Origin of the sequence: uncultured Piscinibacter sp., assembly GCF_937952055.1 — a bacterium.
In the GTDB taxonomy this organism is placed as follows: Bacteria; Pseudomonadota; Gammaproteobacteria; order Burkholderiales; family Burkholderiaceae_C; genus Piscinibacter.
Genome location: NZ_CALFYO010000034.1, coordinates 34,969 through 48,845, shown reverse-complemented (window position 1 = coordinate 48,845; position 13,877 = coordinate 34,969). Strand labels below are relative to the sequence as shown.

15 protein-coding genes and 1 pseudogene are annotated in these 13,877 nt (G+C 69.9%); 9 read left to right on the top strand and 7 right to left on the bottom strand.

Features of this window, described 5'->3' with window-relative positions:
* Nucleotides 1–2 precede the first annotated feature (2 nt).
* The 3 genes from pobA to Q0599_RS25780 form a co-directional block, all read right to left on the bottom strand.
* Nucleotides 3–1,175, bottom strand: coding sequence for a 4-hydroxybenzoate 3-monooxygenase (pobA, locus tag Q0599_RS25790; RefSeq protein WP_298835614.1), 1,173 nt, complete (start codon nucleotides 1,173–1,175; stop codon nucleotides 3–5).
* Between the two features lie 24 nt (nucleotides 1,176–1,199).
* Nucleotides 1,200–1,997 carry an IclR family transcriptional regulator C-terminal domain-containing protein gene (locus Q0599_RS25785; protein ID WP_298835613.1) on the bottom strand — a complete coding sequence of 266 codons (798 nt, stop codon included), beginning with the start codon at nucleotides 1,995–1,997 and terminating at the stop codon, nucleotides 1,200–1,202.
* A 91-nt stretch (nucleotides 1,998–2,088) separates the two neighbouring features.
* A complete protein-coding gene (locus Q0599_RS25780; protein ID WP_298835729.1) occupies nucleotides 2,089–2,562 on the bottom strand; it encodes an Lrp/AsnC family transcriptional regulator in 474 nt (157 codons plus the stop codon).
* Between the two features lie 125 nt (nucleotides 2,563–2,687).
* On the opposite strand from Q0599_RS25780, the gene rocD reads away from it, so the two are divergent.
* Nucleotides 2,688–3,968 (top strand): ornithine--oxo-acid transaminase, encoded by a 1,281-nt coding sequence (gene rocD / locus Q0599_RS25775; protein ID WP_298835611.1) that lies wholly within the window; start codon nucleotides 2,688–2,690, stop codon nucleotides 3,966–3,968.
* A gap of 170 nt (nucleotides 3,969–4,138) precedes the next feature.
* Here the strand turns inward: rocD and Q0599_RS25770 are convergent, their stop codons facing one another.
* Genes Q0599_RS25770 through Q0599_RS25755 form a run of 4 tightly spaced genes read right to left on the bottom strand, consistent with a single transcriptional unit; the run spans nucleotide 4,139 to nucleotide 7,589 of the window.
* Entirely contained in the window at nucleotides 4,139–5,074 is a 936-nt protein-coding gene (locus tag Q0599_RS25770) for a threonine/serine dehydratase (protein WP_298835609.1), read from the bottom strand.
* Nucleotides 5,071–6,273 carry a 3-oxoadipyl-CoA thiolase gene (gene pcaF / locus Q0599_RS25765; protein ID WP_298835607.1) on the bottom strand — a complete coding sequence of 401 codons (1,203 nt, stop codon included), beginning with the start codon at nucleotides 6,271–6,273 and terminating at the stop codon, nucleotides 5,071–5,073. The genes Q0599_RS25770 and pcaF overlap by 4 nt, the downstream gene beginning before the upstream one ends.
* Nucleotides 6,274–6,291: 18 nt before the next feature.
* Entirely contained in the window at nucleotides 6,292–6,927 is a 636-nt protein-coding gene (locus Q0599_RS25760; protein ID WP_298835605.1) for a 3-oxoacid CoA-transferase subunit B, read from the bottom strand.
* Nucleotides 6,924–7,589: a 3-oxoacid CoA-transferase subunit A gene (locus Q0599_RS25755; protein WP_298835603.1), complete on the bottom strand. Its 666-nt coding sequence runs from the start codon at nucleotides 7,587–7,589 to the stop codon at nucleotides 6,924–6,926. The genes Q0599_RS25760 and Q0599_RS25755 overlap by 4 nt, the downstream gene beginning before the upstream one ends.
* A gap of 168 nt (nucleotides 7,590–7,757) precedes the next feature.
* Between Q0599_RS25755 and Q0599_RS25750 the strand changes: the two genes are divergently transcribed.
* The 8 genes and pseudogenes from Q0599_RS25750 to Q0599_RS25720 all read left to right on the top strand — a co-directional run bounded on the left by Q0599_RS25750 (nucleotide 7,758) and on the right by Q0599_RS25720 (nucleotide 13,829).
* The gene (locus Q0599_RS25750; RefSeq protein ID WP_298835601.1) at nucleotides 7,758–9,059 is read left to right on the top strand and encodes an HD domain-containing phosphohydrolase; all 1,302 of its coding nucleotides are present in this window, start codon (nucleotides 7,758–7,760) and stop codon (nucleotides 9,057–9,059) included.
* A pseudogene (locus Q0599_RS26245) lies at nucleotides 9,056–9,184 on the top strand (PAS domain-containing protein); the annotation flags it as partial. The gene Q0599_RS25750 and the pseudogene Q0599_RS26245, both read left to right, overlap by 4 nt.
* A 199-nt stretch (nucleotides 9,185–9,383) precedes the next feature.
* Nucleotides 9,384–9,722, top strand: a complete 339-nt coding sequence (locus tag Q0599_RS25745) for an EAL domain-containing protein (RefSeq protein WP_367180992.1) — start codon at nucleotides 9,384–9,386, stop codon at nucleotides 9,720–9,722.
* A gap of 60 nt (nucleotides 9,723–9,782) precedes the next feature.
* A complete protein-coding gene (locus Q0599_RS25740) occupies nucleotides 9,783–11,051 on the top strand; it encodes a class I SAM-dependent methyltransferase (protein ID WP_298835599.1) in 1,269 nt (422 codons plus the stop codon).
* Nucleotides 11,048–11,371: a DUF1840 domain-containing protein gene (locus Q0599_RS25735; protein ID WP_298835597.1), complete on the top strand. Its 324-nt coding sequence runs from the start codon at nucleotides 11,048–11,050 to the stop codon at nucleotides 11,369–11,371. Before Q0599_RS25740 ends, Q0599_RS25735 begins: the two co-directional genes overlap by 4 nt.
* A 15-nt stretch (nucleotides 11,372–11,386) precedes the next feature.
* A complete protein-coding gene (locus Q0599_RS25730; RefSeq protein WP_298835595.1) occupies nucleotides 11,387–12,013 on the top strand; it encodes a YbhB/YbcL family Raf kinase inhibitor-like protein in 627 nt (208 codons plus the stop codon).
* 8 nt (nucleotides 12,014–12,021) lie between these two features.
* Complete coding sequence (locus Q0599_RS25725) at nucleotides 12,022–12,714, top strand: histidine phosphatase family protein (protein ID WP_298835593.1); 693 nt, start codon at nucleotides 12,022–12,024, stop codon at nucleotides 12,712–12,714.
* Nucleotides 12,711–13,829 carry a DSD1 family PLP-dependent enzyme gene (locus Q0599_RS25720; protein WP_298835591.1) on the top strand — a complete coding sequence of 373 codons (1,119 nt, stop codon included), beginning with the start codon at nucleotides 12,711–12,713 and terminating at the stop codon, nucleotides 13,827–13,829. Before Q0599_RS25725 ends, Q0599_RS25720 begins: the two co-directional genes overlap by 4 nt.
* Nucleotides 13,830–13,877 lie beyond the last annotated feature (48 nt).

Below are 13,877 nucleotides of genomic sequence, written 5' to 3'. Positions count from 1 at the left end.
AGCTACAGGGGGAGGCCGACGTAGTTCTCGGCCATCGTCGTCGAGGCGGCCACCGAGTTCACCAGGTAGTCCAGCTCCGCGGCCTGCATCTTCTGGCCGAAGGCGCCGGTGTCCGGGAACTTGTGCATCAGGCTGGTGAACCACCAGGAGAAGCGCTCGGCGCGCCAGATGCGACGCAGGCAGCGCTGCGAGTAGCTGTCGATGCCGGCGCTGGACTTGACGTTGTAGAACTCGGCCAGTGCCGCGCCGAGGTAGCCGACATCGGTGGCGGCGAGGTTCAGGCCCTTGGCGCCGGTGGGCGGCACGATGTGCGCGGCGTCGCCGGCGAGGAAGAGGCGGCCGAAGCGCATCGGCTCGGCGACGAAGCTGCGCAGCGGCGCGATGCTCTTCTCGATCGACGGGCCCGTCACCAGCGACTCGGCCGCCTCGGGGTCGAGGCGACGGCGCAGTTCGTCCCAGAAGGCGTCGTCCGACCAGTCCTCCACCCTGTCGTCCAGCGAGCACTGCACGTAGTGGCGGCTGCGCGTCAGCGAGCGCATGCTGCACAGCGCGAAGCCACGTTCGTGATTGGAGTAGATCAGCTCGTGCGCGACCGGCGGCGTGTCCGACAGGACCCCCAGCCAGCCGAACGGATAGACCCGCTCGAAGCTCTGGATTGCCGAGGACGGCACGCTGGCGCGGCTGACGCCGTGGTAGCCGTCGCAACCGGCGATGAACTCGCACTCGATCTCGTGCGTGGCGCCGTCCTTCCGGTAGCGCACCTTCGGCCTGCTGCCGTCGAAGTCGTGCAGGCTGACGTCCGCGGCCTCGTAGACGGTGGTCAGGCCCTTCGCAGCACGGTCGTCCATCAGGTCGCGCGTCACCTCGGTCTGGCCGTAGACCATCACCTGCTTGCCGCCCGTGAGCCCCTTCATGTCGATGCGGTGGCGGGCGCCGCCGAAGGCGAGCTCGAAGCCGCCGTGCACCAGGCCCTCGCGGTGCATGCGCGCACCGACGCCCACGCTGTCCAGCAGGTCGACGCAGACCTGCTCGAGCACGCCGGCGCGGATGCGGCCGAGCACATAGTCCGGGCTCTTTGCCTCGAGGATCACGGCATCGATGCCGGCCTTGGCCAGCAGCGCGCCGAGCAGCAGGCCGGAGGGGCCGGCGCCGATGATGGCGACCTGGGTCTTCATGGTCAGTCTCCTGGTGCGGGTGGGTCAGAGTTGCCGGCGCAGCGTCGCCTGGGTCTGGCGCAGCGCGGGCAGGCATTCGTCGACGAGTTGTTCGGCGGAGCGGCGTGCCGCATGTGCGCTCACGTTGATCGCGGCGAGCACCTGGCCGTCGCTGCTTTCCAGCGGCACGGAGATCGTGCGCAGGCCGATCTCCAGTTCCTGGTCGACCAGCGCGTAGCCCTGGGCGCGCACGCGCGCCAGCTCGGCGCCCAGGCGCTGTGGATCGGTAACGGTGTACGGCGTGCGCGGCGCGAAGGAGCGGCTGGCCAGCCAGGCATCTCGGTGCGCAGTGGACAGCGCGGCGAGCAGCACGCGGCCGTTGGCGGTGCACCAGGCCGGCACGCGCGTGCCCGGCTGAAGTGTGCTCGACACCAGGTGGCCCGCCGTCAGTGCAGCGATGCAGATCACATCGTCGCCGTCGAGCACACCAGCCGAGGAGGCCTCCTTCAGCGCGGAGACGAGCCGGTGCAGTTCGGGCTGCACCACGCGCGGCAGGCGGCCGGAATGCATATAGCTCTGCGCCAAGCGCAGCACCTTGGCGGAGAGCGACCAGCGCCCGCGCTCGCTGCGCACATAGCCCAGGTGCTCCAGCGTGATCAGGTAGCGGCGAGCGGCGGCGCGCGTCAGGCCGCAGCGCTCGGCCACCTCGGTGACGGACAGCAGCGGGCGTTCCTGGTCGAAGGCGCAGATCACCGCCAGGCCCTTCTCCAGCCCGGCGACCAGGTCGCGGCGCTGCGGCGCATGGTGCGCGGTCGAGTCGTCGAGGGGGAGCGGGGCCAGCATGCGAAGGGTCTCGTGAGCCAGGTCAATTTACCGGCAAAGCCTTCGCGAATGTTCAAAAAGCAAACTTGCGCGCGCTCATCGCGCAAATGTTTCAGTCGCCGACGGGCATCGGTGACGGGGCCTTGATCTCTTCCAGGCAGATCATCGAGCGCACGTCATCCACGCCCGGCACCTGCATGAGCCCGTCGGTGAGGAACTGCGACAGGCTCTTCAGGTCGCGCGCCACCACCTTGAGCAAGTAATCACTGTCGCCGGAGACCGTATGGCATTCAAGGATCTGCGGAAAGCTGCGGATGCTGGCCTCGATCTCGCGCACGCGGCCGAACTGCTGGCCGGCGATGTTCAGGCTGACATAGGCCATCACACCCAAGCCGACAGCCTCGGGCTGCACCTGCGCGGCGTAGCGGCGGATCACGCCCCGCTCCTCCAGCGCGCGCACGCGGCGGAAACATTGCGGGGCGGAGAGATGCACGCGTGCCGCCAGATCCACGTTGGTGGCGCGCCCCTCGGCCTGCAGCGTCGCCAGGATCTTGCGGTCTATGGCGTCAAGATCGAGTTCATTCATGGAGTGTGACTTGATCAGTGCACGAAGCTTGCATTCTTTGGTGCAACCGTGCAAGCAGTCGAAAGCACATTTCCTGCCTTGCGGCCTACAGTGCGTCTACCGACAGACTGCAGGACCGATCCGCCATGAGCACCACCGCCCGCGCCGCCGCACTGCGCACGCGCAGCGCTTTTCCCGACCCCATCGAACTCGAAACGCGCCACGGCGCCCGCAACTACCACCCACTGCCGGTCGTGCTGACGCGTGGCGAGGGCGTCTGGCTGTTCGATACCGAAGGCCGCCGCTACCTGGACATGATGTCGGCCTACTCGGCGGTGAGCTTCGGCCATGGGCACCCGGCGCTGCTCGCGGCGCTCAACGAACAGGCGCAGCGTCTTGCGGTGACCTCGCGCGCCTTCCACACCGACCGGCTCGGCGCCTTCCTGCAGGCGCTGACACAAGCCACCGGCATGGACCGCGCGCTGCCGATGAATTCCGGCGCCGAGGCGGTGGAGACCGCGATCAAGGCCGCACGCAAGTGGGCCTACAAGGTCAAGGGCGTGCCCGAGGGGCGCGCGCGCATCCTCGTGGCCGAGGGCAATTTCGCCGGCCGCACCACCACCATCGTCGGCTTCTCCAGCGAGGCGCAATATCGCGACGGATTCGGCCCCTTCGCACCGGGATTCGCGCGCGTGCCATACGGCGACGCGGCGGCGCTGGAAGCGGCGATCACGCCCGACACCGCGGCTTTCATCGTCGAGCCGATCCAGGGCGAGGCCGGCATCGTCGTGCCGCCGGCCGGCTACCTGAGCGCCGTGCGCGAGATCTGCACGCGGCACGGCGTGCTGATGATCTGTGACGAGGTGCAGACCGGCCTGGGCCGCACCGGCACGATGCTCGCCTGCGACCACGAAGGCGTGAAGCCCGACGGACTCACACTGGGCAAGGCGCTGGGCGGAGGGCTGTTGCCGGTGAGCGCCTTCCTCGCACGTGAGGACGTGATGGCGCAGTTCGGCCCCGGCGACCACGGCAGCACCTTTGGCGGCAACCCGTTGGCCGCCGCGGTGGGCCTGGCGGCGCTGCAGACGCTGGCGCACGAGCGCCTCGCCGAGCGCGCGCGGGAGCAGGGTGAGCATCTGACGGTCGCACTGCAGGCGCTGCGCCATCCGGCGATCCTCGACATCCGGGGCAGAGGCCTGCTCGTCGGCGTGCAGATCGACCCGGCCTTCGCCAGCGCCCGTGCTGTCTGCGAGGCGCTGATGGACGAAGGCGTGCTGACCAAGGACACCCACCACACCGTGGTGCGCCTTGCGCCGCCGCTGGTCATCGAGCGCGCGCAGGTCGAGGAGGCGGTGGCCGCGCTCGGCCGCGTGCTGTCACGCGTGGCACCACGCACGAAGCCGCGCGCCGCTTTGGCGCCGGTCTGACCGAGGCGGGCGCTGTCGAAGCGCCGATGGGTCCCCTTGAACCCCATCGTTTGGCAGTGCGGAAGGCAGCCAGCGATGCCGTCAACGAGGCATCGGCCGGCATGGCGGCGCCCCCCCACCAGCACCGCCGATGGCCAGCGCTGCCGTCGCGGCATCGGTTGCGCGAGCGATCAGGTCAGCGTTGCCGGATCCACGTTCGCGCCGCACAGCACGAGGCAGACGCGCTGCCCCTCGCGCGGTCGCCAGGCGCCGCCACGCAGCGCGGCGAGCGGCAAGGCCGCGGCCGGCTCCACCGCGAGCTTGAACGACTGCCAGAGCCAGCGCTGTGCGTCGAGGATGGCGTCATCGCTCAGCAGCAGTGACTCCATGGCATGGCGCTGCGCCACCGCCCAAGCGAGCGAACCGATGCGCTTTGCGCCAAGCGCGTCGGCGGCGAGGCCGCTGATCTCGACATCGACGGGTGCGCCGGCGGCCAGTGCGGCGTGCAACGTCGGCGCACCTTCGGGTTCCAGCGCGACGATGCGCGTGCGACCGCCGAACCAGGAGGCGATGCCTCCCGCCAGCCCACCGCCGCCGACGCTGACGAGCAACGCATCGGGCAGACCCGCCTGCTGCTCGATCTCGCGCGCCAGCGTGCCGGCACCTGCCAGTACTTCGGGCTGGTCGTAGGCATGCGTCATCAGCGCGCCGCTTTCGCGTTGGCGTTGCTCGCAGGCGGCCAGAGCGTCGGCATAGACCGATCCGGTGACCACCACGCGCGCGCCCAGCCCTTCCAAGCGCTTGCGCTTGGCCGGCGAGATCACGGTGGGCACGAAGATCTCTGCCGGCGCACCCAGCGCCCGTGCCGCGGTGGCGGTGGCGATGCCGGCGTTGCCGCCCGAGGCGGCGATCACGCCGGCAGTCGGGAGGGGGTTGGCGAGGAGGCGATTGAACATGCCGCGCGCCTTGAAGCTTCCCGAAACCTGCAGCTGCTCGAGCTTGAGCCAGACCTCGAAGGGCGGACCGGTCAGGCCCAGCGCCACGCTGGGCAGCGTCCACAGCGGCGTGCGACGCACGTGCGGCGCGATTCGCGCCGCCGCAGCTTCGATCTCGGCCGTGGCGATCACACCCGCTCGACGATCAGTGCGATGCCCTGGCCGACGCCGATACACATGGTGCACAGCGCGTAGCGGCCCTGGATGCGGTGCAGCTGGTTGACCGCAGTGGTGACGAGGCGGGCACCGCTGGCGCCCAGCGGATGGCCGAGTGCGATCGCGCCGCCGTTCGGGTTGACGCGCGGATCGTCGTCGGCGAGACCGAGATCGCGCAGCACCGCCAGGCCCTGCGCGGCGAAGGCCTCGTTCAGTTCGATGACGTCCATCTGCGCCAGTGTCAGGCCGGTCTGCGCCAGCAGCTTGCGCGTGGCCGGTGCAGGGCCGAAGCCCATGATGCGCGGCGGCACGCCGGCGGTGGCCATGCCGACGACGCGGGCACGCGGCGACAGGCCGTGGCGCGAGGCGCCCGCCTCGCCGGCGAGCAGCAACGCGCAGGCACCGTCGTTCACGCCCGAGGCATTGCCCGCCGTCACGGTGCCGTCGGGACGCACCACCCCCTTGAGCTTGGCCAGCGACTCCAGGCTGGTCTCGCGCGGATGCTCGTCCTTGCCGACGACGATCGGGTCGCCCTTCTTCTGTGTGACCGTCACCGGCGTGATCTCGGCGTCGAAGAAGCCGGCCTTCTGCGCCGCCACCGCCTTCAGCTGCGAGGCCAGCGCCATGCGGTCCTGCGCCTCTCGCTCGATCCCGAAGTCGGCGGCCACGTTCTCGGCCGTCTCCGGCATCGAGTCGACGCCGTGCATCTGCTTCATCAGCCTGTTGACGAAGCGCCACCCGATGGTGGTGTCGTAGACCGCGTTGGCACGGCTGAAGGCGCTTTCCGCCTTCGGCATCACGAAGGGTGCGCGGCTCATGCTCTCCACGCCGCCGGCGATCATCAGTTCGGCCTCGCCGCTCTTGATGGCGCGCGCGGCGGTCCCCACCGCGTCCATGCCCGAGCCGCACAAGCGGTTGATGGTCGCGCCCGGCAGTTCGACCGGCATGCCGGCGAGCAGGCTGGCCATGTGCGCGACATTGCGGTTGTCCTCGCCGGCCTGGTTGGCGCAACCGAAGATCACGTCGGTCACCGCCTGCCAGTCGAGGTTCGGGTGGCGCGCCATCAGCGCCCTCAGCGGCACGGCGGCAAGGTCGTCGGTTCGCACCGACGAGAGGGCGCCGCCGTAGCGGCCGATGGGCGTGCGCAGGGCGTCGCAGATGAAGGCGTGGGTCATGGTGTCTCCGGTTCGGATTCAGGCATTCAGCGGCACGCCGGTGAGACGCTGCAGTTCGGCGTGGGTCAGTCCGTCGATGATCTCGATCACCGTCAGCCCCTGCGGCGTCACGTCGATCACGGCGAGGTCGGTGTAGATTCGGCTCACGCAGGCGATGCCGGTGAGCGGGTAGCTGCACTGCGCGACGATCTTGCTCTGCCCGGACTTGGTGAGGTGTTCCATCATCACCCAGGTCTTCTTCGCGCCGATGGCCAGGTCCATCGCGCCGCCAACCGCGGGGATCGCGTCGGGCGCGCCGGTGTGCCAGTTGGCCAGGTCGCCCCTCACCGACACCTGGAACGCGCCGAGCACGCACAGATCGAGGTGGCCGCCGCGCATCATCGCGAAGGAGTCGGCATGGTGGAAGAAGGCGCCGCCGGGCCGCAGCGTCACCGGCTGCTTGCCGGCGTTGATCAGGTCGGGATCTTCCTCCCCGGGCGCCGGTGCCGGGCCCATGCCGAGCACGCCGTTCTCGCTGTGCAGGATCACCTCCCGATCGGGCGGAAGGTGGTTGGCCACCCGCGTGGGCAGTCCGATGCCCAGGTTCACATAGGCGCCTTCGGGGATGTCGCGCGCCACGCGCTCGGCCAGTTGGTCGCGGTTCCGACGTTTCATCGCGGCACCTTCACGATCCGCTGCACGAAGATCCCCGGTGTGACGATGTGCTCGGGGTCGAGCCCGCCCAGGGGCACGACCTCGTGCACTGCGGCGATGGTCAGCGTGGCGGCGGTGGCCATGATCGGTCCGAAATTGCGCGCCGTCTTGCGGTAGACGAGGTTGCCCCAGCGGTCGCCTCGCTCGGCCTGGATCAGCGCGACGTCGGCGTGCAGCGGCGACTCGAGCACGTGCATGCGGCCGCCGATCTCGCGCGTCTCCTTGCCGCGCGCGAGATCCGTGCCGTAGCCGGTCGGCGTGAAGAAGCCGCCGATGCCGGCACCCGCGGCGCGGATGCGCTCGGCCAAGTTGCCCTGCGGCACCAGTTCCAGCTCGATCCTGCCGGCGCGGTAGAGCGCGTCGAACACCTGCGAGTCGGCCTGGCGCGGGAAGGAGCAGACGATCTTGCGCACCCGCCCGGCCTTGAGCAGCGCGGCCAGCCCGGTCTCGCCGTTGCCCGCGTTGTTGTTGACGATGGTGAGCTCGCGCGCGCCCTGGGCGATCAGCGCCTCGATCAGCGCGGCCGGCTGACCGGCACCGCCGAAGCCGCCGATCATCACCGTCGCGCCGTCCGGCACGTCCGCGAGGGCGGCGACGGGGTCGCTGACGCACTTGTCGATCATGAACTGGATGCGGTGGCTAGGAGCAGAAAGTTCGCCAGTAGAACTCAAGTTCTACTATGGAACAGTATAGGGCCATCCGGCGCGAATGTGCAAGCGGCCGCTCAAGTCGGTCGGCTCGGCTGCCGAAACCCTGGCAAGTCCCGCTGGGGCTGCTGTACCGGTCTCACCATGTCCACTGCCACCGCCCACGAAACCATCGACGTCGCGTCCCTGCGTGTAGGCATGTTCGTTCACCTGGACCTCGGCTGGCTGGCTCACCCCGTTCCACTGAGCAGCTTTCGCATCGTCTCCGAGGAGCAGATCGGGACGCTCCGTGCGCTCGGGCTGAAGCGGGTGCGCTGGAGCAGCCAGCACAGCGACCTCGCACGCGAGGACGAGCGCGCGGCGGAACCGGTCGCGGCGACCAAGTCCGGCCTGGCAGCGCGGCCGGTCTCGGCCGCGACCCGCGAGGATTCGCCGGAGGCGAAGGCCAGCCACGAACTGAAGCGAAGGCTCGCCGCACAACGTGCCGCGTTGCAGCTGTGCGAACGCCAGTTCGCCGAGGCGACGCGCGAGCTCAAGCAGGCCTTTGACCTCGTGCCCATCCGGCCGGCGGACGCAGGCGTGCAGGTTGGAGCGCTGGCCAGGGCATTGGCCGAGAAGATGCTCGGCGAAGACGAACTGTGCATCCGGCTGCTGTCCGAGGCGGCGGGCGAGAAGACGTCGGCCCATGCGTTGAACGTCACGCTGATCTCGATGTTGATGGGTCGTACCTTCGGCCTCGCCGATGCCGACATGCACGACCTCGCCGTCGGCGCGCTGATGCACGACGTCGGCAAGCTCGAACTGCCCGACCGAGTGCGACACCGCGAAGATCATTTCAGCGCTGCCGAGCTGCGCCTGTACGAGGAGCACGTCGCCTTCGGCATCGCTCAGGCGCGCAATATGGGCCTGAGCCCCGGCGCGAAGCTGGTCATCGCACAGCACCACGAGCACGCCGACGGCAGCGGCTTTCCGCTCAACCTCAACACCGACCGCATGAGTGCGCTGTCGCGCATCGTCGCCTTGGTCAATCGGTACGACAACCTGTGCAATCCGCACATCGTCGCCAGGGCGTTGACGCCGCACGAGTCGCTGTCGATGCTGTTCGCGCAGAGCAAGGCCAAGTTCGACACCGCGATCCTCGGCGCCTTCATCAAGATGATGGGTGTCTACCCGCCGGGTTCGGCGGTGCAGCTCACCGACGACCGCTACGCGCTGGTGGTGGCGGTGAACTCCAGCCGCCCGCTGAAGCCGCGCGTGATGGTGCACGAGCCCAAGGTGCCGCGCGACGAGGCGCTGATCCTCGACCTGGAGAAGACCGAGGGACTGGGCATCCGCCGCAGCCTGCGCCCGCAGCAATTGCCGCCCACCACGCTCGCCTACCTGTCGCCCCGCCCGCGCGTCGCCTACTTCTTCGAACCGGCCCGCGGCGCCGACGATCCGGCGTGAGCGCGGCGCCTGATTGGCAGGCGCTGATCGAGGCGTTGCCGAACGCCGTGTGGGTGGTCGAGGCCGAATCGCAGCGCGTGATCGCCGCCAACGCGGTTGCCGCGAGACTGCTGGGCTGCGACCCACCGCAGCTGGTCAGCCACACCGCGCTGGCGCTGGCTGCCACCCCCGAGGACCTGTGCTTCTGGGAAGAAGCCTCCGCCGGCGCACGCGCGCCGCTCGCTTCAGTCAGTCTGGTGCGCCGCTTCGATAGCACGACCGTACCGGTGACGCGCCACATCTCGCCATCGACGACTTCGGCACGGCTACTCCAGCCTCGGCTACCTGCAGCGGCTGCCGATCGGCCGGCTGAAGATCGACCGCAGCTTCATCACCGACCTGCTGGGCGACGCCAGAGACGCGTGCATCGTCAATGCCGTCGTCAACCTCGGCCGGGCGCTGGGCCTGCAGGTGATTGCCGAGTGCGTGGAGACCGAGGCGCAGCGCCAGTTCCTGCTGCGTTCCGGCTGCCACGACTTCCAGGAATTTCTGTTCGCGCCCGCCCTGGTGGCCACTGACTTCGGAGCGCTGCTCCCGCCTCCCGCGGACCATCGCGCGGTGGCGCTGCACAGGCACCGCGCGGGCGAGGGCCACGACTTCCCCGCCGCCGCCTCGGGGGATTGAGCCGACGCACTGTCGCGAACAGGCTCCCGCCGCTAGAGTCCCGGCGCAAGGAGGTCTCGCATGGGTGCTCTCGACGCCGTCCTGGAACGCCGGCTCGCCGGCCTGTCGCTACCCCTCGCCCTGCAACTGCCCGGCGGTCAGCGCTTCGGCCCCGAGTCGGCCGTGGTGACGCTGAGGCTGCAGCAGTGGTCCACGCTGGCGCATCTCGCCAGTGGTCATATCGGCCGCATCGGCGAGGATTACGTCGAAGGTCGGCTCGACTTCGACGGTACGCTGCGCGACCTGATGGCAATCGCGGCGCAGATCGTGGGCACCGACCCGCGCGAGTTGGCCACACCCCTGCCGGCGCTGAGTTGGTGGCGCCAGCTGTGGCGCCAGGTGCGCTCGCGCCAGCGCCACCACCCGGAGACCGACGCGAAGCAGGTGCAGTTCCACTACGACGTGTCGGACGACTTCTATGCGCTCTGGCTGGACCCGCGGCGGGTCTACTCCTGCGCCTACTACCGCGAGCGCGCGATGACGCTGGCGCAGGCGCAGGAGGCCAAGCTCGACCACATCTGCCGCAAGCTGATGCTGCGCGAGGGTGAACGCTTCCTGGACATCGGCGCGGGCTGGGGCGGCCTGCTTCTCTGGGCCGCCGAGCAGTACGGGGTGCGTGCCGAGGGCATCACGCTGTCGCGTCACCAGCATGCGCACGTCAACGCGCTGATCGAGCAGCGCGGCCTTCGTGGGCGGGTGACGATGCAGTTGCAAGACTATCGCGATCTGCCAGAGGACGAGCCTTTCGACAAGATCGCTTCAGTGGGCATGTTCGAGCATGTCGGCCTGGCGCAGCTGCCAGCCTACTTCGCGAAGATCCAGCGCCTGCTGCGGCCCGGCGGTCTGCTGATGAACCATGGCATCACCGCCGGCGGCACGCGCAACGACCAGCTCGGCGCCGGCATGGGAGACTTCATCGACCGCTACATCTTCCCCGGTGGCGAATTGCTGCACGTCTCGCAGGTGATGCGCACGTTGGCCGAGCAGGGCCTCGAGCCGCTGGACGTGGAGAACCTGCGTCCGCATTACGCGCGCACGCTGTGGGCCTGGAGCGACGGCCTGGAGGCGCAGATGGAGGCGGCACGCCGCATCGCGGGCGAGCGTGTCGCGCGTGCCTTTCGCATGTACCTCGCCGGCAGCGCGATGAGCTTCGAGCAGGGCTGGATCGCGCTCTACCAGATGCTCGCGTCGAGGCCCGACGGCAACGTGGCGGGCGGTGCGCTGAGGGGGGCACAATCGGCTTATCCGTTCAACCGCGGCTACATGTACGCATCCGCACGCGAGCCATGATCTACAAGTTCAAGTCCAAGGCTGCCGGCGATCTCATCATGATGGGCCCCTCGGGCGACCAGGTGCTGCGCATCATCGGCAAGGAGCCGGCGACCCAGGGCATCATCGAACCGGCGGCGATGCCCGCGGCGATGGCCGCGATCGAGCGCGCCGTGGCCGACGAAGAAGCCGCTCGGGCTCGGGCCGAGCGCGAGGCCGAGGCCGAAGGTCGCACCTTGCCGCCGCGCGAGGGCGTATCGCTGCGCCAGCGCGCCTGGCCGATGATCGAGATGATGAAGCGCGCGCACACTGCCGGGAAGGACATTGTCTGGGGTGTCTGATCTGAGGAGGAACTCATGAAGCTCTGCAGCGACAGCTGGGTCGACGGCGACCGCATCCCCGCGCGCTACGCCGCGGGCCAGCTCGCCGACGGCGGTGTCGGCTTCTCCGACAACCTCAACCCGCACCTGTCGTGGAGCGAGGTGCCGGCGGGGACGAAGTCTTTCGCGCTGATCTGCCACGATTTCGACGTGCCCAGCAAGGGCGACGACGTCAACAAGCCCGACCGCGAGGTGCCCGAGGATCTGCCACGCGTCGACTTCTTTCACTGGGTGATGGTCGACCTGCCGCCGACGCTGCAGGCGATTGCCGAGGGCGAGTTCAGCCGCGGCTTCACGGCGCGCGGCAAGAGCGGCCCGGCCACGCTGCATGGCGCGCGCCACGGCCTGAACGACTACACCGGCTGGTTCGCCGGCGACGCCGAGATGGGCGGCAACTACTTCGGCTACGACGGCCCGTTCCCGCCCTTCAACGATTCGCTGGTGCATCACTACGTGTTCACGCTGTATGCGCTGGACGTGGCGCGCGCGCCGATCGAGGGCACGTTCACCGGCCCTCAGGTGCGCCAGGCCATCTATCCGCATGTTCTTGCCGAGGCCACCTACTCCGGCACCTACACGCTCAATCGCCGCCTCGCGACGTGAGCCAGGCCATGCCCGACCCGCTGGATGGGGAGATCACCCGCATCGTCGCCATCCGGCACGGCGAGACGGCCTGGAACGTCGACACCCGCATCCAGGGCCAGCTCGACGTGCCGCTCAACGACAAGGGGCAGTGGCAGGCGCAGCGCCTGGCTGCGGCGCTGGCCGATGAAGGCGTGACCCGCATCTACGCCAGCGACCTGCAGCGCGCCTGGCAGACCGCGCAGCCGCTGGCCGCGGTCACCGGCGTCGCGCCCCAGCCCGAGCCGGGACTGCGCGAGCGCGCCTTCGGCGTCTTCGAGGGCCTGACCTGGGCCGAGATCGAGCGCGACCATCCGGTGCAGAGCGAGCGCTGGCGCCGCCGCGAGCCGGGGTTCGGGCCCGAGGGCGGCGAGACCCTGTCCGCGTTCTACGACCGCTGCGTGGCCTGCGTCACCGCGCTGGCCGAGCGGCATCCGGGCGAGGTGCTCGCCCTCGTCGCGCATGGCGGCGTGCTCGACTGCCTCTACCGCGCCGCCACCCGCGTCGACCTGCGCGCGCCGCGTTCCTGGCAACTCGGCAACGCGAGCATCAACCGCCTGCTGCATACCCCGCAGGGCCTGACGCTGGTCGGCTGGGCCGACACCGGGCATCTCGATGCGCAGGTGCACGACGAATTCAGCGATGCCGGGGTCAATCGCGCCGCGCTGGGGAAGGCGGCATGAGCGTCGGCGCCGCGGCCCGGACGGGTGATCCTGTCGCGGCGATCGCCACACCGGCGCTGGTGATCGATCTTGACGCGCTGGAGCGCAACGTCCAGCGCATGGCCGGCTATGCGCGCGAGCACGGCATGCGGCTTCGGCCGCACGCCAAGACGCACAAGAGCGCGGCGATCGCGCAGCTGCAGATGGCCGCCGGCGCGGTGGGCGTGTGCGTGCAGAAGCTCTCCGAGGCGCAGGCACTGGCCGCGGCAGGTGTGGCCGACATCTACATCAGCAACGAGGTCATCGACGCGGCCAAGCTCGCCGAGCTCGCCGCGCTGGCCGGTCGCGCGAGGCTCTCGCTCGCCGTCGATTCGGCGCTCGGCATCGACCGCCTGGCGGCGGCGCTGAAGGCCGCGGGCACGATGGCCGACGTGTTCGTCGAGGTCGACGTCGGCCACGGCCGCTGCGGCGTCGCGCCGGCGGCCGCGGTGGCGCTGGCGCACCAGGTGGTCTCGCACGGCCTGCGCTTCGCCGGTCTGCAGGCGTATCACGGCCGGGCGCAGCATCTGCGCACGCCGGCCGAGCGCGAGACGGCGATCCGTCACGCGGTCGGCCAGGCCAGGGCGGCGCAGGCGGGTGTCACCTCCGCCGGCATCGCCTGCCCGCTGGTCACCGGCGCAGGCACCGGCACCTTCGTGCTAGAGGCAGCCAGCGGCCTGTACGGCGAACTGCAGGTGGGCAGCTACGTCTTCATGGACCGCGACTACGCCGACAACCACGCTGCGCCGCACGCGCCGGCCTTCGAGCATGCGCTGTTCGTCAAGGCCCAGGTGATGAGCGCCGGCACCTCGCATGCGGTGGTCGACGCCGGCCACAAGTCGCATGCGATCGACTCGGGGCCGCCGCGCGTGCGCGGTCTCGATCTCGAGTTCATCAACGGCGGTGACGAGCACGGCATCCTGCGCCGCCGCGGCAGCGACGCGCTGCCCGCGCTGGGCGAGACCGTCTGGCTGATCCCGGGCCATTGCGACCCAACGGTCAACCTGCACGACCACTACGTCGTCGTGCGCGGCGGGCTGGAGTCGGGTCGCGTCGAGGCGATCTGGCCGGTGGACGCGCGCGGCTGCATCCGCTGAGATGAAGCCCCCCGGCACACTTCGCCCGACGCCTCCCGAAGGGGCGCT